Here is a 21,651-nt window from a genome sequence, read left to right as displayed (position 1 = left end):
GCCAAAACTGCATAACGTGCATTGTGGACCGCTCGTCCGTAGTCCAATGTTTTGGTGCGGCGGCGCGATCACTATCGCTGATCGTTTCTCGTCGATCACAGGTCATAGTCGCGTTCCAAACGGCGCACCGTTGTCCGACAGCCGGAGCTTTCCGGGCAGGGGTCGTCCTTGAAAAGGCATGTGGAACGCACTTGATTGAGAAGTATGAGAGATGCCTCGCGGTACCCTTCCAGGAGCAGCCGTTCCGCTTCCAGCGCGATTTCTTCGCATGTCGTGAATCTAACGTCTTCGATCATGGATTGATGCTGTGATGGAGCTTTCCGAATTTCAACCGTGAATTGGTGGTCCGTTTGGTTGCCGTCGCGATTTGTCCTTTTGGGCGGTGATATTGACGACCCGGCGATTTGCCGACCTCAATGTGCCGAATATCTCCATGCAAGGTAGGGCATAATGGTTTCGTCGATGGATCGTGTCAGAAACTGGCAAGGGCCGGCAGTGTTTTCGTACGGGTTTCGTCCATTCTTTCTGGGGGCGGGGCTTTGGGCGGCGGTGTCGATGGTTCTTTGGGTTCCGCTGCTATCTGGGCATATCGACATTCCGACCGCGTTCGATCCGGTCTCCTGGCATGCGCATGAGTTTCTGTTCGGCTATCTGGGCGCGGTTCTGGCTGGGTTCCTTTTGACCGCCGTGCCGAATTGGACGGGGCGCCTCCCCATGGTGGGATGGCCGTTGGTCGGGCTCTTTGTTTTGTGGGCCGTTGGGCGTCTCGCCGTTTTGTACGGTTCTTTGTTGTCCCCCGGTGTTGTCGCCGCCGCAGATCTCGCCATGCCGGTCGCGTTGATCGTGGCCATCGCGCGGGAGATCGTGATCGGCAAGAACTGGCGCAATCTGATCGTCCTTGCGATGGCCACCGCTTTGGCCGTGGGGAATGCGCTGTTCCATTGGGAAGCGGCGACCGGGGCGTTTGCGGCACAAGGCATGGGGCTGCGCTTGGGCCTAGCCGCCGGTGTCATGATGATCGCCGTCGTCGGCGGACGCATTGTGCCGTCGTTCACGCGCAACTGGCTGGTCAAGCGGGCGGCGGCATCGCTTCCGGCGCCACCGATGGGCAGGTTCGACCGTGTGGCGCTTGTTGCGTTGCTGGCGGCGCTTGTTGCCTGGGTCGGGATTCCGGAAAGCGCTGTAAGCGGCGCTCTCCTAGCCATAGCGGGCGTGTTGCATTTCGTCCGGCTGGTCCGATGGAAGGGCGGCAGCACCGCGGCGGAACCGCTCGTCCTGATTCTCCATATCGGGTATGCCTTCGTCCCGTTAGGCGCGGTTGCGATGGCGGTCGCCGTCCTGACGCCGGATGGTCTTTACGTCGCCGACGCCCAACATCTTTGGATGGCCGGTGGGATCGGCATCATGACGGTCGCGGTCATGACCCGGGCGACACTGGGCCATACGGGGCAAGCCCTGACAGCCGGTAAGGGAACCCTTTTGGTCTATGGGCTGATCATCCTGTCCGTCATGCTGCGGTTTTGCGCCGGGTCGCTGCCGTTCGACGGTACGATGCTGTACTCCCTGTCCGGCCTGAGCTGGATCCTGGGATATGTGGGATTCGTGCTGTTTTACGGGCCGAAGCTGCTGCGCCGGGCGAAATAGTGGCCCGGTCGGCGCGTCAGTCCGCGATGTCTTCCATCCATGTTTTCGCGGCCACCGCTTTCGGCAATCCCAGCGGCCCGATGGCAAGTAAAGCGACCTGAGCAAGCGCTTCCGGCTCGATGCCTTCGGACTTGGCGCGGCGTGTATGGGAATGGACGGCGCCTTCCGATCCCGCGCCGACGGCTAGGGCCAGTTTCACCAACCGCTTTTCCCGTGTTGTAAGGGGACCGGCCTCCCCCGTTGCCTTGCCGAGTTCCGAATAGGCGTCCCAGATATCCGGAAATTGCCGGGCGATATCGCCGGCGGCGCCGGGAATGGATTTAGCCATGGGAGAACTCCTTTCCTAGAGAGTGCGGTCGTCGATCAGGGGGCTGGGTTTGGCGAAGCGCCGAAGGTCTTCCGGGTCGGCAACGGTGATTTTAGCCCCGTCGACCGAAACGCCGTAAGCCTGGAGGGATTTGAAGGCTCGGCTGAGATTTTCCGGGGTCATGCCCAGCAGGGATGCGAGGCGTCGCTTTTCGGTCGTCAGTTCGAATTCCATATGGCCACCGGCGGCTTCCCACTCCCGCAGCAGACAATTTGCCAAGCGCTCAAGTGACGTCCTGAGTTTCAGGTTCTTCTTGGATTTTACGGTCGACCGGTAGCGTATCCCCAGCTCAGTCACGATGGCGCGGGCAAAGTTCGCATCGGCCTTGAATACCGATCGGACATCCTGGCTCGGTATCATCACGATGCGGCTTTTTTCCAGCGTCCGGGCAGACATCAGATACGGGGCGTCGTTGATTGTCGCCGCCAGAATGAAGGTCGAAACGGGTAGGACCGTATCCATGCTGGTTTCCCGACCGTTCCAGGTGGCGAACAACTCGACGGAACCGGACAGGACGATATGAAGGAAATCGCTGGAATCGCCTTCGGTGATCATTTCCACCTGCGGCGGGAAATTCTGCACATACGAACCGCGCATCAACGCTTCAAAATTCGCATCATCAATATCGATGAACAAATCAAGCTCGCGGATATTGGGAATATGCGATCCCGACATTTATTCCGCCCCCCTTTCCATCGACATTGCACCTTTCTCTTTCGGCTTGATAAATGTCAAGTGTCGGATTGATCAGGTTGCGCGCATATCTTGACTCTTTATTCACATTCAGATGACTAATTTGTCTAAGTCATTTATTTTTAACACATTTTTCCGTCAGATGATATAGATCAACCCGTTTCCGCTCCATGGCGGTCAGTTTCCGATGCAGTTCTGAAACAACCCATGCGTTATGAGCCTGGAGGAACAGAAATGCACGTACTGGACGGAGTGACCCGGTCGGATCAATACCGCGCCTTGGGTCTCAGCACCTTCGCCTTCACCGTCTGTTTTGCGGTTTGGACGATTTTTTCCATCATTGGCGTCAAGATTAAGCAGGACCTCGGCCTGAGCGATACGCAATTCGGGCTGCTGGTGGCAACGCCGGTTTTGACCGGCTCGGTCAGTCGGATTTTCCTCGGCGTCTGGACCGAACAATTCGGCGGTCGGGTGATGTTCCCGCTGCAAATGCTGATCACGTCGGTGTGCGTGTGGCTGCTCACGTCGGTTCAGACATATGAAGTGTTTCTCGTGGCCGCGCTCGGACTCGGGCTGGCGGGCGGCTCCTTTATCGTCGGCGTTGCCTATACCTCAAGATGGTTCGACAAAAAGCACCAAGGCACTGCGCTCGGCGTTTTCGGCGCGGGGAATGTCGGGGCAGCGGTAACGAACTTTGCCGCGCCGTTTCTGGTCGTCGCACTGGGCTGGGAAGCGACAGCGCAGGTTTATGCGGTGGTGTTGGCCGTTACGGCGGTTCTGTTCTTCGTCTTCGCCAAGACCGATCCGGTGCAAGTACACCGGCGCGCGTCGGGTGAAGGCCCGGTTTCTGCTGGGTCGCAGTTGGCGCCATTGAAGAATGTGCAGGTCTGGCGTTTCGCCACCTATTACTTCTTCGTCTTCGGCGCGTTTGTCGCGTTGGCGAGCTTCCTGCCGCGCTATTACGTCGGCGCCTATGGCTTGGAACTGACGACGGCGGGTGTTTTCGCCGGGCTCTATTCCCTGCCGGGGTCGGTGTTCCGGGCGCTTGGCGGATGGATGTCGGATAAGTGGGGCGCACGCTTCGTCATGTATCTGACCTTCATCGTGTCGCTCGTCGTCCTGTTTCTGATGAGCTATCCGCAAACCAGCTACATCGTGTCCGGTATAACAGGGCCGATCGAATTCAACTTCGGCCTGTCCGTCGGGTTCTTCGTGGCACTGACAGTCATCCTGGGTTTCGTCATGAGCCTGGGTAAGGCGGCGGTCTACAAGCATATCCCGGTTTATTACCCGCATCATGTCGGGTCGGTCGGCGGACTGGTCGGCATGATCGGCGGTTTGGGCGGGTTCTTCCTGCCCATCGGCTTCGGTGTCCTGTTGGACGCGACCGGTATCTGGACGGCGCCGTTCATGATGCTCTTCGCCATCGTCGGCATATCGACCGTGTGGATGCATGTCGCCATCCGCCGGATGGAACGCGCCCGTCACCCGGCCCTCGCGGACGAAAAATATCTGTCCGACGTGCCGGAAGCGCCTTTGCCGAAACCGGCATCGACCGACGCGACCGACAAATCGGCGGCCACGCAGCCTGCCGAATAATCCAAGCCTGGGCGGGTCGGCCAAGTCCGGCCCGCCGGCCACCAACACGCCGTAAGGGAGAGTCCCATGGCAAGCACGAATTCCGAAGCCATCCAACAGGGTCACATGCTGACCGTTTGGAAACCCGAAGACAGCGATTTCTGGAAACGCCGGGGGCAGGCGATCGCAACCCGAAACCTGTGGATTTCGATCCCCGCGCTTCTGCTGGCCTTTTCCGTCTGGATGGTCTGGTCCGTCGTCGTCGCGAAACTGCCGGCGATCGGCTTCAACTACTCGACCGGCGAATTGTTCTGGCTGGCCGCGCTTCCCGGTCTTTCAGGGGCAACGCTGCGAATCTTCTACAGTTTCATGATCCCGATCTTCGGCGGTCGGAAATGGACGACGATATCCACCGCCTCCCTGCTGCTGCCGGCGATCGGCATCGGCTTCGCGGTGCAGGATCCGGAAACGCCCTACTCGATTTTCCTGATCCTGGCACTGATGTGCGGCTTCGGCGGCGGCAACTTCGCGTCCTCCATGGCCAACATTGCTTACTTCTATCCCAAGAAGACCAAGGGTAACGCCCTGGCGCTGAACGCCGGGTTGGGCAATCTCGGTGTTTCCGTGATGCAGTTCGTCGTGCCGATGGTCATCACCGCGGGTGTCTTCGGCGGTGTCGGCGGCGCACCGCAGGCCTTGGCCGATGGCGGCGAACTTTGGATACAGAATGCCGGCTTCGTCTGGGTGCCGTTCATCGCGGTCAGCGCCGTCGCCGCCTGGTTCGGCATGAACGACATCGCCGACGCGAAGGCATCGTTCAAGGATCAGTCGATCATCTTCAGCCGCGCGCATAACTGGATCATGTGCTTCCTCTATACCGGCACGTTCGGCAGCTTCATTGGATATTCCGCGGGCTTTCCGCTGCTGATGAAAACCCAGTTCCCGGATGTGAACGCCCTGCAATATGCCTTCTTGGGTCCGCTTGTCGGCGCGCTCAGCCGGGCGGCCACGGGTTGGGTTTCGGACAGGTTCGGGGGCGGGCGGGTCACCTTCTGGACCTTCCTCGGCATGATCGTCGCGGTCTACGGAGTTCTGCAATTTCTCCCCCAAGGCGGTGACGCCGGTAATTTCTGGGGTTTCTTCGCCTGCTTCATGGCGTTGTTCTTCCTGACCGGCGTCGGCAATGCGTCCACCTTCCAGATGATCCCGTCGATCATGCGTCAGGAGATTGGTCGTCTGATGCCCGCGCTCGATGCCGCGGCCCAGTTGAAACAGTCTGAACGTGAAAGCGCGGCCATCATCGCCTTCACCAGTGCGATTGCCGCTTACGGCGCGTTCTTCATTCCGAAAGCCTACGGCACGTCGATCGCCATAACGGGCGCCCCGCACGGTGCGTTGTGGACGTTCCTCGGCTTCTACGTCGTATGCCTGGTGATCACCTGGTTCTGCTACAGCCGCAAAAACGCGTCCGTTCCGTGCTGAACGGGTTGAGATAGGAGAAAGACGATGAGCCATCTGCTCGACAGACTGAACTTCCTTCAGTCCAAGGAATTGGAGCAATTCGCGGACGGTCACGGTCAGGTCACCCGGGAAAACCGCGATTGGGAAGACACCTACCGGAACCGCTGGCGGCACGACAAGATCGTGCGCTCGACCCACGGCGTGAACTGCACCGGGTCGTGTTCCTGGAAGATTTACGTGAAGTCCGGGATCGTGACCTGGGAAACGCAGCAGACGGACTATCCACGCACGCGGCCGGACTTGCCCAATCACGAACCGCGCGGCTGTGCGCGCGGCGCCAGTTACAGCTGGTACCTCTACAGCGCCAACCGGGTGAAAAACCCGCTGGTGCGCGGGCGGCTGATGAAGGTCTGGCGCAAGCTGCGCGAAACCAAGACGCCGATCGAAGCATGGACCACGATCCAGGAAGACCCGATCCTGCGCTCCGGCTATGTCGAAATTCGGGGCAAGGGCGGCTTCGTCCGGGCGAATTGGGACGAGGCGACGGAAATCGTCGCCGCGGCCAACGCCTATACCGCGCGGAAATACGGCCCGGACCGGATCTTCGGCTTCTCGCCGATCCCGGCCATGTCGATGGTCAGCTACGCGGCGGGTTCGCGCTATCTCAGCCTGCTGGGCGGCGTGTGCATGAGCTTCTACGACTGGTATTGCGACCTGCCGCCGGCGTCGCCCATGACCTGGGGCGAACAGACGGACGTGCCGGAATCCGCGGACTGGTACAATTCGGGCTTCCTGATCCTCTGGGGCTCGAATGTGCCGCAAACCCGGACGCCGGACGCGCATTTCTATACGGAAGCCCGGTATCGCGGCACCAAGTCGGCGGTGATCTGTCCCGACTATTCCGAGGCGGCGAAGTTCGGCGACGTCTGGCTGAATGCCAAACAAGGCACGGATGCCGCCCTCGCGATGGCTTTCGGGCATGTCATCCTGCGCGAATTCCACCTGAACCGGCAAACGCCGTATTTCGAGGAGTATTGCCGGAAATATTCCGATTTCCCGATGCTGGTGCGCCTGGAGGAAAAGAATGGGAAGTATGTGCCCGGACGGTTCCTGCGCGCAGCGGATTTGGACGGTACTCTGGGCGAAACCAACAATCCGGATTGGAAGACCGTCGCCATCGACGAGATTTCGAACGGCATGGTCTCCCCGAACGGCGCCGTCGGCTATCGCTGGGGCGAGGCCGGGGAATGGAACCTTGAAGAACGCGCCGCCGGGGCCGATACCCGCCTTAAAATGTCCCTGATCATGGACGAGGACCGCGACGACGTTGTCGGCGTCGACTTCCCGTATTTCGGCGGGGCGGCAACGCAGGCCTTCGCCACCGGCCAATCTTTCCCGGATGTGCTGACCCGCAACGTGCCGGTCAAGAAGGTGAAAACCGTCGCCGGTGAGGAGCTCGTGGCGACCGTCTTTGACCTGTTCTGCGCCAATTATGGCCTGGATCGTGGTCTTGGCGGGGAATGGGTTACGGACGATTTCGCTGTCGATGTGCCGGGCACCCCGGCCTGGGCGTCGAAAATCACCGGGGTGCCCACGGACAAGATCGTCCATGTCGCCCGTGAATTCGCGCAGAACGCGGAAAAGACCAACGGGAAATCCATGGTCATCATCGGCGCGGGGATGAACCACTGGTACCACATGGACATGAACTACCGCGCCATCATCAACATGCTGGTGATGTGCGGTTGCGTCGGTCAGTCCGGCGGGGGCTGGGCGCATTATGTGGGGCAGGAAAAACTGCGGCCGCAGACCGGCTGGCAGCCTTTGGCCTTCGCGCTCGACTGGGGCCGTCCGCCGCGCCACATGAATTCGACGTCGGCCTGGTACGCGCATACGGACCAATGGCGGTATGAGACGCTGACGGCGGATGAAATCCTGGCCCCGACCGCACCGGATGGGGATTGGGACGCCAGTCTGATCGACTACAACATCCGTGCGGAACGGATGGGCTGGCTGCCCTCCGCGCCGCAGTTGAAGACGAACCCGCTGGAGGTGGCGAAGGCCGCCAAGGCGGCGGGTAAGGATATCCCGGCCTATGTCGCGGAACAGTTGAAGGCGGGTACGCTGGAAATGGCCTGCGAGGATCCGGACGCGCCGGAAAATTGGCCGCGTAACCTGTTCGTCTGGCGCTCGAACCTGCTGGGATCCTCCGGCAAAGGGCATGAATATTTCCTCAGACACTTGCTCGGCACGGATAACGCTGTTCTGGGCAACGATTTGGCGGAAGAAGGCCGTCCTTTGCCGAAAGAGGCGAAGTGGCATGACGAAGGGCCGCGCGGAAAGCTCGACCTCCTCGTCACCATCGACTTCCGGATGAGCACGACGGCGGTCTATGCCGATATCGTGCTGCCGACGGCCAGCTGGTACGAAAAGAACGACCTCAATACCTCGGACATGCATCCCTTCATCCACCCGCTGCAAGCGGCGGTGGACCCGGCCTATGAAAGCAAGTCGGACTGGGAAATCTTCAAGGCAATCGCCAAGAAGTTCCAGGAGGTCGCGCCGGAAATCCTGGGCAAAGAAACGGACGTCGTCGCCCTGCCCATCCTGCACGACACCCCGGCGGAAATCGCCCAGGACCAAGTGCGGGATTGGAAGAAAGGCGAATGCGACCTGATTCCGGGCAAAACCGCGCCGAATTATATCGCCGTGGAACGGGATTATACCGCCTTCTATGACCGGTATGTCGCCCTGGGGCCTCTGATGGACACAATCGGCAACGGCGGCAAGGGCATTTCCTGGAAGACGGAACACGAGGTGCAGGCGCTGCGGAACCTGAACGGTGCCTGGGAAGACGGCCCGGCGAAAGGCTGTGCGAAGATCGTCACGGATATCGACGCGACGGAGGTCATTTTGATGCTCGCGCCGGAAACCAACGGCGAGGTCGCGGTGAGAGCCTGGGATGCCCTGGGCAAGGCGACCGGGCTGGACCACATGCATTTGGCCCTGCCGAAGGAAGACGAGAAGATTCGCTTCCGCGACATCGCCGCCCAACCGCGCAAGATCATTTCCTCCCCGACCTGGTCCGGGTTGGAAAGCGAAAAGGTCTGCTACAACGCCGGTTATACCAACGTCCATGAACTGATCCCGTGGCGCACGCTGACCGGCCGTCAGCAGCTGTATCAGGATCACCTGTGGATGCGGGCCTTCGGCGAGGGCTTCATGTCCTACCGCCCGCCGGTGGACTTGAAGACCATCACCCAGGAAGTGAACCGTGACGCGCAGGAAGGGACGCCCCACGTGGTGCTGAACTTCATCACGCCGCACCAGAAATGGGGCATCCATTCCACCTATACCGACAACCTGCTGATGCTGACGCTGAACCGTGGCGGTCCGGTGATCTGGATCAGCGAGAACGACGCCCGCGATGCCGGCATCGTCGATAACGACTGGGTGGAACTCTACAACACAAACGGGGCGCTCACCGCCCGGGCCGTCGTCTCCCAGCGGATGAAGGACGGAACGACCTTCATGTATCACGCGCAGGAGAAGATCGTGAACACGCCCGGTTCCGAACGCACCGGCAAGCGGGGCGGTATCCACAATTCCGTGACCCGCACGGTGTTAAAGCCGACCCACATGATCGGCGGCTACGCTCAGCAATCCTACGGCTTCAACTATTACGGAACCGTCGGGTCGAACCGGGATGAATTCGTCATCGTCAGAAAGATGCAGAAGGTCGATTGGCTCGACCGGGAAGCCACCGGAAAGGAGGCAGCGGAATGAAAGTGCGCGCTCAAATCGGGATGGTGCTGAACCTCGATAAATGCATCGGGTGCCACACCTGTTCCGTAACCTGCAAGAACGTTTGGACCAGCCGCGACGGTGTCGAATATGCCTGGTTCAACAATGTCGAAACCAAGCCCGGCACCGGCTATCCAACCGATTGGGAAAACCAGTCGCGTTGGAACGGCGGCTGGACCCGGACGAAATCCGGGAAGATCCAGCCGAAGCAGGGGGCGAAGTGGCGAATCCTCGCCAACCTCTTCGCCAACCCCGATCTGCCGGAAATCGACGACTATTACGAACCCTTCGATTTCGACTACGACCACCTGAAGTCGGCGCCGGAAATGGAGGCCTTTCCGACGGCGCGTCCTCGGTCCCGCATCAGCGGAGAGCGGATGCAGAAGATCGAAAAGGGCCCGAACTGGGAGGAAATCCTGGGCGGCGAATTCTCCAAACGCTCCAAGGACTATAACTTCGAGGGCGTCCAGAAGGAGATTTACGGGGAATACGAGAATACCTTCATGATGTATCTCCCCCGGCTGTGCGAACACTGTCTGAACCCCGCCTGTGCCGCCAGTTGCCCGTCCGGTGCGATTTATAAACGGGAGGAAGACGGTATCGTCCTGATCGATCAGGAAAAGTGCCGGGGCTGGCGCATGTGCGTGTCGGGCTGCCCTTACAAAAAGGTCTATTACAACTGGTCGACCGGCAAGTCGGAGAAGTGCACCCTGTGCTATCCCCGGATCGAATCAGGCAATCCGACCGTCTGTTCCGAAACCTGCGTCGGGCGCATCCGTTATATCGGCGTGATGCTCTACGACGCCGACAAGATCGAGGAAGCGGCCAGCGTCGAACAGGCCACGGATCTCTATGACGCGCAGCTCGACGTCTTCCTGGATCCGAAGGACCCGGCGGTGATCGAGGCCGCCCGGGAAAGCGGAATCCCGGAGGACTGGATTCTGGCGGCCCAGGAAAGCCCGATTTGGAAGATGGCGATGGAATGGAAAGTCGCCTTCCCGCTGCACCCGGAATATCGGACGCTGCCGATGGTCTGGTACATCCCGCCGCTATCGCCGATCCAGAACGCGGCGGAAGCCGGTGCAATCGGCATGGACGGCGGCATGCCGGACGTGCGGAACCTGCGCATTCCGGTCAAATACCTCGCCAATTTGCTAACCGCGGGGGATGAGGAACCGGTCGTCCACGCCCTCGAACGCATGCTGGCCATGCGGTCCTACATGCGCTCGAAAAGCATTGAAGGCGTCATCGACGAGTCGATTGCCGAACGCGTCGGCCTGACCGGCCAAGTGATCGAGGACATGTATCGGATCATGGCGTTGGCGGATTACGAAGATCGTTTCGTGATCCCGACGACCCACCGCGAACAGGTTGAGGAAGCCTACGACTTGCGCGGCGGCTGCGGGTTCACCGACGGCAACGGTTGTTCTTCCGGCATCAGTTCCGGGTCCCTGTTCGGCGGCAAGAAGAAGCCGCTGCGCATGCCCCAGGAAGTGCAGTGAGAGGAGACGCAGAAATGGACCGTACCCTCAAATCCCTGTCGTTGATCCTCAGCTATCCGACGCGCGACTTGCAAAAGGCCATGCCGGAAATTTCCGCGGTTCTTGCCGCCGACAGCCGGTTGACAGCAGCGGCGCGGCGGGCGTTGCGACCGCTGATGGACGAATTGGCGCAACGCGATATCTACGATCTGGAAGAATCCTACGTCGCCTTGTTCGACCGGTCGCGGACCCTGTCCCTGAACCTGTTCGAGCATGTTCATGGCGAAAGCCGTGACCGTGGCGGTGCGATGGTCTCTCTGGTGGAAACCTATCGGGAGGCCGGGTTCGAACCGGCAACGACCGAACTGCCGGATCACCTACCCGTCCTGCTGGAATTCCTTGCCACGCGCCCATTTCCGGAGGCGCAAACGGTTCTGGCCGATGCGGCGCATATCGTCGAGGCGCTGAACGCGCGTCTGACGCGGCGGGAAAGTCCGTATGCCGCCGTTTTCGCGGCCTTGCTGCAACTCGCGGGCACGCAGGCGGACCAGGACGCCGTCGCCGAACTTCTCGAAGAACCGGAAACCGATCCGGACGACTTGGAAGCGCTCGACGCGGTTTGGGAGGAAAGCGAGGTCCTGTTCGGTCCGGATCCGAATGCCGGATGCCCGCAGGTGCGCGACATACTGTCCCGCATGGATGTTCCCGTCACGCCGTCACCGGACCGCACGTCCGGCGCGGCCGCAGAATGATGGAGGTAGCGATGCATAACTTCCTTTTCGGGATTTACCCCTATATCGCCCTGGCGGTGCTCGCCATCGGCTCCATCGCGCGTTACGAACGCGATCCCTTCACCTGGAAGACGTCGTCCAGCCAGTTGCTGCGGCGGCGGCAATTGGTCGTCGGATCGATCCTGTTCCATGTCGGCGTGCTGATCATCTTTTTCGGTCATCTGGTCGGGTTGCTGACCCCGATCTGGATTTTCGACATGTTGGGCATTAGCCACGGGGCGAAACAGACCTTGGCCGTCGTCGCGGGCGGTGTGGCGGGTGTCATGGCATTGATCGGCGGCTGTATGCTGTTCCACCGCCGCTGGACCGACCCGCGTATTCGCCGGACATCCAGTGTCGCGGATATCGGCATCCTGGCCTTGCTGCTGGCGCAATTGGTCCTGGGGCTTGGCACCATCGTCGTATCCGTCGGGCATTTGGACGGGCATGAAATGGTCAAATTCATGAACTGGGCCCAAGGCATCTTCACCTTCCAGGCAAATGCGGCGGATCACATCGCGGATGTCGCGCTGGTCTTCAAACTGCATCTGTTCCTGGGGCTGACGATCTTCCTTCTGTTCCCGTTCACGCGGCTGGTGCACATGCTGTCCGTACCGCTGCGCTATCTGACGCGTCCGGGGTATCAGATCGTCCGGTCCCGGCGGACCGGCCCGGCGGAGTAAGGCGGATGAGCACCCAACTTTTCCCCGATATCGTCGTCAACGGCGAAACGGTGCCGTTCACTGCCGTCGCGGCGGAAACGCAGAACCATCCCGGACCGCGCGACAAGCCGGGTACCTCGTGGCGGAAGGCGGCGGATGCCATCGCGATCCGCACCCTTTTGCTGCAGGAAGCCCGGCGGCGCGGCCTGTCTCCCGAACCGGAGGAGGTTGGACCCAACCGTTTCGAAACCGAGGAGGAAGCCCTGATCCGAACCCTGCTGGACGATGCGGTCGAGGTGGAGAAACCAACTGACGAGGCCGTGCGGGCAGAATGGGCGCGTGATCCGTCCCGGTTTCGCGCGCCGCCATTATGGGAAGTATCGCATATCCTTTGTGCCTGCGATCCGGAAGACGTCGTTGCCTCTGCGGCGGCCCAGGCGCGTATCGCCCATTTGGCGGAACGGGTGGCAGCCGATCCGGCGTGCTTCGCCGATATTGCTGCTAACGAGAGCGACTGCGGGTCCCGGGCGAATGGCGGCTTCCTGGGTCAGCTTCGACCGGGCGACACGGTGCCCGAATTCGAGGACGTTTTGCGCAGTCTTGCCGAAGGGGAGGTGACATCCGGACCGGTGCAGACGCGGTTCGGTTATCATCTGATCCGCATGGATGCCTTGGCGGAGGGACAGGTCCTGCCGTTCGAAACGGTGAAGGACAAGATTGCCGCAGCGATGGAGAAGGCGACCTGGGCCCGGGCGGCGAAAGATTTCGTCGCGGCGCTCGTCGAAGAGGCCGACATCTCCGGCGCGCGTTTCGGAAAGCGCTGAACGGGCGAGGCGGCGTCATGCTCGACGATCTTCTGATACGGAACCGGCAATGGTCAGCGCAGCGAAATGCGGACGAACCGGGATATTTCGCACGCCTGGCGACGCGGCAATCACCGGAATTCTTTTGGATCGGCTGTTCCGACAGCCGCGTCCCGGCGAATGTCGTCGCCGGTCTCGATCCAGGGGAGGTCTTCGTGCACCGGAATGTCGCCAACGTGGTGCATTCGTCGGACATGAACCTTCTGTCCGCCCTCGAATTCGCTGTTGATGCCTTGCATATCCGGGAAATCATCGTGTGCGGGCACTACGGTTGCGGGGGCGTTCGGGCGGCGACGGAAGACCTGCCGCACGGTCTGGCCGATCACTGGTTGGAGCCGATCCGTCGGTTGGCGCGGGCCTATGCCGTCGACCTCGCCCGCTGCGAAAACATGGATGAGCTTCGCGATCGGCTTGCGGAACTGAATGTTCTGGAAGGGGTTCGGCGCGTTTCCGAAACGCCGATTCTCCAACGCGCCTGGGCGGACGGTGAACCGATCCGGGTGCATGGCCTGATCTACGGATTGAAGGACGGCCTGCTGCGAGATCTGGACTGCACCGTCGCACATGGCGACGTGATGAACGGCAAAATGACGGTTTATGGAAGGGAGTAAGAGAGATGAAAATCGCCTATACGATGACGGAAAAGCGCGGGGATACGGATCTGCTATTGGCCGGCCTCGCCGCTCAATTGGAAAGCCGAGGCGCGGTCGTCTGCGGCACGGTTCAGATCAACACGGAAACCGGTGAAGACAATCCCTGCGACATGGACGTGAAGGTTCTCCCTTCCGGCCAAGTGCTGCGCATATCGCAAGCGCTCGGCGCGGCGTCCCGCGGCTGCCGACTCGACCCGCAGGCCTTGGAAACCGCCGTCGGCTATGTTCAGGCGGAACTCGCCAAGGGGGCGGACGTCCTGATCGTGAACAAATTCGGCAAGCACGAAGCCGAAGGTCGCGGCTTCCGCGAGATCATCGCCGACGCGCTGTCGATGGATATTCCGGTTCTGGTCGGTCTGAACGCGCTGAACAAGGATGCGTTTGAGGAATTTTCCAGTGGCGAGGCGGTACGCCTGCCGCCGGTCGAGTCCAGCCTGCTCGCCTGGATCGAAACGAACGCGCGAGCGGACGCCAGCGTAGCGTAACGCTCACGTAAGATTATCCCCGCCTCAAGAGAAGGGGTAATCTTGGAACCAGACCGCCTGACCTGCCCTACATCAGTAGTCCAGCCCGTTTGATAAGGTCGGGCGCATTCGGGTGCCCTGTTAGGTTGCCTGGAGCGAAGCGTAAGGCTTCCCAACAGGGCTTGGCAAGGTCGCCTTCGGCCGGGAGGGCGGTATCAGAGCAAGCCATGCGGTCGCTCGGCCGTTGCTGTGAACGCGGCGCCAACGCTCTTTGATCACCTGCGTTTCCCGGAGCGCATAGAAGATCTCCTGGTTCAGGATCTCGCCCCGCTGCTTGCTGTTAAAGCTTTCATTTTAGCTATTCTCCCAGGGGCTTCCCGGTTCGATGAAGAGGGTAAGCCATTCCCGGACTGCCGTAGCGGTAAACTCCGAACCGTTATCCGATCGAATGTGATTCGGCTTGATTGGTACGAGTCCCCCTGACCGGCGACCATGTCTGGAGACGTTTCACAATTTACGGTTCAGCATATCTCGTTCGGACTACGGATCCCCCCAAGGTGAAAATCTAAGAGTTGAAAAGACGATTCATTTTTGTCGTCACACGGTATTGACATGGAAAAATGACCACATTACGAATCTTGGTCCAACAAAATGGTTCGTAGATGCTTCCCTTGCGGGTATTCCGTGAACCGAAATAGAATATTTTGGGGTATTTCCGTGAATTCCTTGGCCTCGGCAGAATCGGCGGTTGATATCGTGGTTGGACAAATCCGCGATCTTATCGCCGAGAAAGGTTTGACGGTTGGTGACGGATTGCCGACCGAACGGGACCTTTGCACGCAGTTCAACGCGAGCCGGAACACGGTTCGGGAGGCCATGCGTATTCTAAAGGCCTATGGCCTGGTGGAAGTGCGCCCGAAAATCGGCGCAACCATTGCGGACAACCGGCTGGCCAGGGCCTTCGACCTGTTTTCCTTCAATACGATGGAGGTTTCGCGCAAGACCTTCAGCGATGTTCAGGCGTTTCGCGACCTTCTGGAAGTCGGGTCCGCCGAACAGATCATGGATCGGATAACGGACCGGGATATCGCCGACCTCTATGCATTGAACGGCAAGCTGGCGGAAGGCGCCGACATCCACGTGGCGTCGGAGGTCGATTACGACTTCCACTATCGTCTTATCTCCATTCTCGGCAACGACGCCATCCTGGATGTCTACAAGGTCATGAAGCCGGTCATTCTTCGCATCATGCAGAAGGGAAAGACGCGGCGGTCCTATAAGACCGAAACCTTTGCGGAGCATCAGGGGGTGATCGACGCGCTGGCCGCGCGCGACCGGCTGGCATTTCAGTACAGGCTGAGAGCCCACCTTATGATCGGGTTCAAGAACTTCAGCGACGAAATGGAGGGCGCGGCCTAATCGAACAACAGTGGCGTTCGCGTACACGGTTGCAATGAAAACCCGGAAACAAGGGTTCCACACCATGAACAAAACTCATCAGGGAGGTTAACGATGAAAACGGTATTGAAAATGGCGACCGCGGTCGCCGCACTCGCTTTTTCCGCCCATGCCGCGTTTGCGGGGCCGGAGGTCGTTTCCGGTCCGGGCGCGGATCCCGCGTGCTTCGCGCCGTGGTCCAAGGAAACGAAGTATTTCAAATGGGATGCGAAGCCCGGCCCGTATAAGGTCGCCGTCGTCAACGGATTCGTCGGCAATACCTGGCGCATTCAGATGATCAAAACGGCCAAGGCCTATGCCGAAGACCCGTCGGTTAAGGACAAGATCGGCGAGTTCAAGGTCGTGTCGACCGGGACGGATGCGCCGGCCCAGCTCGGCGCCATCGAGGACTTCATCAACCAGGGCTATGACGCCATCGTCACCATCGCGGTGTCGCCCGAAGGCTTCGACCGTGTGATCCGCCTCGCCGACAAGAACAATGTCGTCGTGGTTCCCTTCGACAACGTCCTCGACACCGACAAGGTCATGCAGATCAACGAGGACCAGTTGGAAATGGGTCGGACATGGGCGACCTTCCTGCTCAACGAGTTGAAGGCGGCGGGCAAGACGTCCGGCAAGATTTTGGAAGTACGCGGTCTGCCGGGCAACTCGGTCGACCGAGACCGGTCCATCGGGATCCATGAAGTTCTGGATGCGTCGGGCGGTAGCTGGGAAGTCGTCCAGGTCGTCGGCAACTGGGATGACGGCACGGCGCAAAAGGTCACGGCCGACGCCATCGCCGTGCATGGCCATTTCGACGCGATCGCCGCGCAGGGGGGAACCACCGGCGTTGTTCAGGCGATGCTGGATGCGAACCACCCGATGGTGCCGATTTCCGGGGAATCCGAAAACGGATATCGCAAGCTGGTGGCCGAACATTCGGCGGACGGTCTGAAGGGGATTTCCATCGGGCAGTCGCCGGGATTGGTCGCGATCGCCATGAAGGCGGCGATTTCCGCCTTGGAAGGCAACACCATGCCGCAGCTTATTTCGGTCCCGCTGCCGGTTGCCGATTACACGACGTTGAAAGACGGCGTGAACTATTGGACCGATCTGCCGGACAATTTCTTCACGGTTAATGAATTCCCGCCCTGCGGCGTGAACATTTCCGGTCCGGCGATCATGTCCCAGACCGAAGCCGACGTGAAGTAATTCGGTGCGTAACGGCTTTTATGGCCCCGGTGTCAAAGCCGGGGCCATTTTTTCTCGATTTGGGAGTCGGCCGGATGGCCGGATTGCGATCCGATGAGCGATGCTTCTCTGGTGGAACCGATCGTCGAATACCGTGGGGTATCGAAATTTTTTTCGGGCATTCGTGCCCTCGAAAAGGTCGACTTTGCCTGCCGTCCCGGGACGATTCACGCGATTCTGGGGGAAAACGGCGCCGGGAAGTCGACCCTGATGAAGATCATGGCGGGTGTGCTGAAGCCCGATGCGGGCGACGTGCGCGTATCCGGCGACGCCGTGCAATTCCCGACTCCGCAATCGGCCTGCGATGCCGGGATCGTCTGCATGTTTCAGGAACTGTCCCTGGTCCCGGACCTCAGCGTCGCGGACAATATTTGTATATCCGATCCGCCGCGCCGGTTCGGGCTGATCGACCGGCGCCAACAGGTTCGCCGCGCCGAGGAATTGTTGGCGCGTGTGCGATGTGAGGATGTGGACCCGAATTCCCTGGTCCGTGAATTATCGCTGTCCCGCCGACAAATGGTTGAAATCGCGAAGGCATTGGGGCGCGACCCGAAAGTCCTGATCCTGGACGAGGCGACATCGGCGCTGACGTCCCGGGACGTGCAGACGGTGTACGACCTGCTGGCGGAATTGAAGGCCCAAGGCGTGGCCAGCCTGTTCATTTCCCATCGAATGCATGAAGTGGACGCCTTGTGCGACACGCTTTCGGTGTTCCGGAACGGGCAGCATATCGAAACCTTTGCCAAGGGGACGAAGTCCGAACGCGACATCGTGCGGCTGATGATCGGCCGCGATGTGGAAACCCAGTTCCCGGAAAAGCCGCTGGTGTCGTCGGCGAGTGATGCGGGAGAGGCCATTCTGGAGGTGTCCGGACTGAAATGGGGCCGCCGACTGAACGGTATCGATCTGACCGTTCGGCGGGGGGAGATCGTCGGCCTCGGCGGGCTGGACGGTCAGGGCCAGAAAGAACTTCTCCTCGCCTTGTTCGGTGTCCTGCGTGATGTCGATGGCAGCGTGCGGATCGGCGACAGGAAGGGAATTCCGGCATCCCCGGCGGCGGCGAAATCGGCAGTGACCCGCATGGCTTTGGTTCCGGAAGACCGAAAGACGGAAGGTCTGATGCTCGGCATGTCGATCGCCGACAACCTGCTGTCATCCAGTTATGCACAAATCTCGTCCGGTCCGTTCATCGATCCGACGAAGGCGCGCGATGCAGTCGCGGAGGGAATTGCAAAGCTGCAGATCAAGGTCGGGGCACCGGACGATGCGGTCATGACCCTGTCCGGCGGAAATCAGCAAAAAGTGGTCATCGCGAAATGGCTGATGATCGACCCCGACATCATCCTTTTGAACGATCCGACGCGGGGGATCGATGTCGGCACCAAGCAGGAAATATACAAGCTCATGCGCGATCTGGCGAACGAGGGGAAGGCGATCCTGTTCTATTCATCCGACTATGCGGAACTGATCGGATGCTGCGATCGCGTTTCGGTTCTGTATGGCGGACGCGTGGTCAGTGAGCAGGTCGGCGACGCGATCACGGAGGAAAGTCTCGTCTCCGCGTCGCTCAATATCGATACAGAGGGGGCGTGATGCGCGTGTTTCGTCTGAAGCGCTGGGTCATGCAGAATGTTGGGTTTGCGACGGCGCTGCTGCTGTTGTTCGTTCTGCTGATCACGTACAACATGATGCATCCTCGAGGCTTTTCCTCGGCGGTGGCGATCCAGAATTCGAACGAGGCCGTGGCGATTATTTTCGTCGCGATGGCGCAAACCCTGCCGGTATTGCTGGGCGGGTTGGACCTGTCGGTCGGGGCCATCATGACACTGACGAACTGCATTGCGTCGGAGGTCGTGAACGGCAGTCCCGCTCAAATGCTTTTCGGCGCCGTGCTGACATTGCTGTCCGGAAGCGCGTTCGGCCTGCTGAACGGCTGCATCGTGGTCTATGGGCGGATACAGCCGATCATCGCGACCCTGGCGACGGGTGCGGTCGCCATCGGTTTGGCGCTTGCCGTGCGCCCGAAACCGGGCGGCAATGTCGATGACGACCTGTCCTGGGCGCTGACGAATTCCGTCTACGACCTTGCCGATACCTATGGGTTTGCGGATGGCGGTGATGCCTGGTGGATCAGACCCTTCGCCGATATTCCCGTGCCGATCCTGATCGTGGCTATTGTCGCGCTGGTCGTATGGCTGCCGTTCAAACGGTCGGTAACGGGGCGGACCGTCTATGCGATCGGATCGGCGGAAGGCGCGGCCTATATGTCCGGCCTGCCGATCAATCGTGCGAAGATCACCGCCTTCACATTGGGCGGGTTTCTCGCGGCCTGTGGCGGCCTGTATCTGGCAATTCAGACGTCGTCGGGGAATGCCGACATTCAACAGGCCGGTGCCTATACCTTGAACTCCATCGCCGCGGTCGTTTTGGGGGGCACATCGCTTCTGGGCGGGTCGGGCGGCGCGATCGGCAGTCTTGTCGGCGCGATGATCCTGCGGGTGATATCCTTCTTCTTCCGCATCCTGGATATCGACCCGCTATTGCAGCCGCTGATCGAGGGGTTCGTTCTCCTGACGGCGGTTTCCGTCGGTGCCTTCCGCACCCTGCGGGTTAAGAACAAACTCGATCTTTTCAGGTAGCCCCATGATGCAAACGCTTCTATCGACGGAAAACCGGCCCATCGCCATCGCCTCGACGTTCATCGTCGCGATCCTGCTGGCCGGTACGGTCTATACCCTATCGACGGCTGGAACGGCGCCGCTTCTCTCCCCGAACTATCTGCTTCAGCAATTGCAGACCGGGTCTTTTCTGGGGATATGCGCCGCCGGGATGATGATGGTCATTCTGTTGGGTCATATCGATCTGTCGGTGCCATGGACATTGACCGCCGCGGCCATGACGGCGACGGCCGTCGGCGGCGATATGGCGATCCCCACTGCGCTGGCCGTCGGGATCACTGTCGGGGTCGTGAACGGGTTGGGCGTTTCCGTCCTGCGTATCCCGTCCATGATCTTCACACTGGGCGTCGATACCGTCTTGCGAGGGCTTATGGTCGCGCAGACCGGCGGTTTCGCGCCGCAGGATAAGGCGACACCGATCATGTTGTTCCTGGCGAAGGAGCGGATGATGGGAATTCCGGTCGCGATCTTCGTCTGGGCGGCGGTGTCGGTCGCGATTGTCGTGATATTGACCAGAACGGGTTTCGGGCGGTCGATTTATGCGACCGGGTCTCGGGAAGCGGCGGCGTATCTTTCCGGTATTCGGACGCGGCTGGTGATTATCGGTGCGTTCGTCGCCTCCGGCCTCTGCGCCGCGATTGCGGGGGTGATGTTGGCGGGATATTCCGCGAAAGCCTATCAAGGGATGGGGAACGCCTTCCTGCTGCCGGCGATTGCCGCGGTCGTTCTGGGCGGCACGCATATATTGGGCGGACGGGGGCGGTACATCGGGACGCTGGTCGGCGTGATCCTGATCGTGCTTCTGAATTCGGTTCTGTCTATCATGCAGATGCCGGAGGCGGGGCGGCAGATCATCTATGGCTCGGTCATTGTCGGCATGTTGCTGGTCTATGGCCGAAACCAACGTGTGACATCCTAGGGGAAGAAACGGGCATGACGAAACCGCTGTATCAATTTCACGACGACGCCTTTTCGACCGTGATTCTGCCGACGGCGGGAATGGACACGTTGTGGACCGGCGGGCGCTGGACGGAGGGGCCGGCCTATTTCCCCGCCGGTCGTTATTTGATTTGGTCCGATATCCCGAACGACCGGGTGATGCGCTGGGATGAAATGAGCGGCGCCGTCGCGACATTCGAGCAACCCTGCCGCCACCACAATGGGCATACCGTCGACACCCTGGGACGTTTGATTGCCTGCGAACATCGCGGGCGCTGCGTCAGCCGATACGAAATCGACGGCACCCGAACCGTGTTGGCCGACAGCTATGACGGAAAGCGCCTTAACTCCCCGAACGATGTCGTTGTGAAATCCGATGGCTCCATTTGGTTTACAGACCCGTCCTACGGTATCGACAGCGATTATGAAGGAGACGCCGCGCCGATGGAGCAGGACGGCCGTCATGTCTATCGCATCGGTCAGGACGGTACGGTTTCCCGCGTAATCGACGATATGGTGCAGCCGAACGGTCTGGCTTTTTCCATCGACGAAAAGACACTGTACGTTGCGGATACCGGCCAAACCCATTTTCCCGACTGCACCCCCAAGATCCGCCGATACGACGTTGCCGAGGACGGGCGGATGGTCGAGAACGGTCGAGACTTCGTCACCTGCGACAGCGGCCTGTTCGATGGGTTCCGGCTGGATACGGCGGGAAACATCTGGTCCTCGGCCGGCGACGGGGTGCATTGCTATGCGCCGGACGGCACGCTTCTCGGAAAAATCCTGATTGACGAAATCGTGTCCAATCTGTGCTTCGGTGGGCCGAAGCGGAACCGGCTGTTCATCTGCGCGACGACATCCGTGCGGGCGATTTATGTGAACGCGCGCGGCCTATAGCATAAC

General features: G+C 60.3%; 19 protein-coding genes. 16 read left to right on the top strand and 3 right to left on the bottom strand.

Annotated elements, in window-relative coordinates:
- Positions 1–95: 95 nt before the first annotated feature.
- The gene (locus tag HH303_RS01325; protein WP_169623402.1) at positions 96–296 is read right to left on the bottom strand and encodes a hypothetical protein; all 201 of its coding nucleotides are present in this window, start codon (positions 294–296) and stop codon (positions 96–98) included.
- Between the two features lie 154 nt (positions 297–450).
- Here HH303_RS01325 and HH303_RS01320 point away from each other — a divergent pair, with 154 nt between their 5' ends.
- Positions 451–1,644, top strand: a complete 1,194-nt coding sequence (locus tag HH303_RS01320) for an NnrS family protein (RefSeq protein WP_169623401.1) — start codon at positions 451–453, stop codon at positions 1,642–1,644.
- A 16-nt stretch (positions 1,645–1,660) separates the two neighbouring features.
- On the opposite strand, the gene HH303_RS01315 is transcribed toward HH303_RS01320, so the two are convergent.
- Together HH303_RS01315 and HH303_RS01310 are read right to left on the bottom strand one after the other, a co-directional pair.
- Positions 1,661–1,972, bottom strand: coding sequence for a carboxymuconolactone decarboxylase family protein (locus HH303_RS01315; protein WP_169623400.1), 312 nt, complete (start codon positions 1,970–1,972; stop codon positions 1,661–1,663).
- 15 nt (positions 1,973–1,987) lie between these two features.
- Positions 1,988–2,686 (bottom strand): cyclic nucleotide-binding domain-containing protein, encoded by a 699-nt coding sequence (locus HH303_RS01310; protein ID WP_169623399.1) that lies wholly within the window; start codon positions 2,684–2,686, stop codon positions 1,988–1,990.
- A gap of 252 nt (positions 2,687–2,938) precedes the next feature.
- Between HH303_RS01310 and HH303_RS19955 the strand changes: the two genes are divergently transcribed.
- From HH303_RS19955 to HH303_RS01240, 15 genes are all read left to right on the top strand, one after another.
- Positions 2,939–4,303 carry an MFS transporter gene (locus tag HH303_RS19955; RefSeq protein ID WP_227421460.1) on the top strand — a complete coding sequence of 455 codons (1,365 nt, stop codon included), beginning with the start codon at positions 2,939–2,941 and terminating at the stop codon, positions 4,301–4,303.
- Positions 4,304–4,369: 66 nt separating this feature from the next.
- Entirely contained in the window at positions 4,370–5,764 is a 1,395-nt protein-coding gene (locus HH303_RS19950; protein ID WP_227421459.1) for a NarK family nitrate/nitrite MFS transporter, read from the top strand.
- 24 nt (positions 5,765–5,788) lie between these two features.
- On the top strand, positions 5,789–9,529 hold the full coding sequence (locus HH303_RS01300) for a nitrate reductase subunit alpha (RefSeq protein WP_169623398.1): 3,741 nt from the start codon (positions 5,789–5,791) through the stop codon (positions 9,527–9,529).
- The gene (narH, locus tag HH303_RS01295) at positions 9,526–11,049 is read left to right on the top strand and encodes a nitrate reductase subunit beta (protein ID WP_169623397.1); all 1,524 of its coding nucleotides are present in this window, start codon (positions 9,526–9,528) and stop codon (positions 11,047–11,049) included. The genes HH303_RS01300 and narH overlap by 4 nt, the downstream gene beginning before the upstream one ends.
- A gap of 14 nt (positions 11,050–11,063) precedes the next feature.
- Positions 11,064–11,780, top strand: a complete 717-nt coding sequence (gene narJ / locus HH303_RS01290; protein ID WP_169623396.1) for a nitrate reductase molybdenum cofactor assembly chaperone — start codon at positions 11,064–11,066, stop codon at positions 11,778–11,780.
- Between the two features lie 11 nt (positions 11,781–11,791).
- Positions 11,792–12,481, top strand: a complete 690-nt coding sequence (gene narI / locus HH303_RS01285; protein WP_169623395.1) for a respiratory nitrate reductase subunit gamma — start codon at positions 11,792–11,794, stop codon at positions 12,479–12,481.
- 5 nt (positions 12,482–12,486) lie between these two features.
- On the top strand, positions 12,487–13,284 hold the full coding sequence (locus HH303_RS01280; protein ID WP_169623394.1) for a peptidylprolyl isomerase: 798 nt from the start codon (positions 12,487–12,489) through the stop codon (positions 13,282–13,284).
- Between the two features lie 17 nt (positions 13,285–13,301).
- Positions 13,302–13,934 carry a carbonic anhydrase gene (locus HH303_RS01275; RefSeq protein WP_169623393.1) on the top strand — a complete coding sequence of 211 codons (633 nt, stop codon included), beginning with the start codon at positions 13,302–13,304 and terminating at the stop codon, positions 13,932–13,934.
- 5 nt (positions 13,935–13,939) lie between these two features.
- On the top strand, positions 13,940–14,461 hold the full coding sequence (locus tag HH303_RS01270) for a DUF2478 domain-containing protein (protein WP_169623392.1): 522 nt from the start codon (positions 13,940–13,942) through the stop codon (positions 14,459–14,461).
- 735 nt (positions 14,462–15,196) lie between these two features.
- On the top strand, positions 15,197–15,859 hold the full coding sequence (locus tag HH303_RS01265; protein WP_169623391.1) for a FadR/GntR family transcriptional regulator: 663 nt from the start codon (positions 15,197–15,199) through the stop codon (positions 15,857–15,859).
- A gap of 93 nt (positions 15,860–15,952) precedes the next feature.
- Positions 15,953–17,089, top strand: a complete 1,137-nt coding sequence (locus tag HH303_RS01260) for a sugar ABC transporter substrate-binding protein (RefSeq protein WP_169623390.1) — start codon at positions 15,953–15,955, stop codon at positions 17,087–17,089.
- 93 nt (positions 17,090–17,182) lie between these two features.
- Positions 17,183–18,721 carry a sugar ABC transporter ATP-binding protein gene (locus HH303_RS01255; RefSeq protein WP_169623389.1) on the top strand — a complete coding sequence of 513 codons (1,539 nt, stop codon included), beginning with the start codon at positions 17,183–17,185 and terminating at the stop codon, positions 18,719–18,721.
- The gene (locus tag HH303_RS01250) at positions 18,721–19,767 is read left to right on the top strand and encodes an ABC transporter permease (RefSeq protein ID WP_169623388.1); all 1,047 of its coding nucleotides are present in this window, start codon (positions 18,721–18,723) and stop codon (positions 19,765–19,767) included. Before HH303_RS01255 ends, HH303_RS01250 begins: the two co-directional genes overlap by 1 nt.
- A 4-nt stretch (positions 19,768–19,771) precedes the next feature.
- The gene (locus tag HH303_RS01245) at positions 19,772–20,725 is read left to right on the top strand and encodes an ABC transporter permease (RefSeq protein ID WP_227421457.1); all 954 of its coding nucleotides are present in this window, start codon (positions 19,772–19,774) and stop codon (positions 20,723–20,725) included.
- A gap of 14 nt (positions 20,726–20,739) precedes the next feature.
- On the top strand, positions 20,740–21,645 hold the full coding sequence (locus tag HH303_RS01240; protein WP_227421456.1) for an SMP-30/gluconolactonase/LRE family protein: 906 nt from the start codon (positions 20,740–20,742) through the stop codon (positions 21,643–21,645).
- The last annotated feature ends 6 nt before the right edge of the window (positions 21,646–21,651 follow it).

It is taken from the genome of Pacificispira spongiicola, from assembly GCF_012926505.1.
Lineage (GTDB): Bacteria > Pseudomonadota > Alphaproteobacteria > UBA8366 > Aestuariispiraceae > Pacificispira > Pacificispira spongiicola.
Note: the sequence above shows the minus strand (reverse complement) of the source record. Positions and strands in the feature narration are given on the sequence as shown.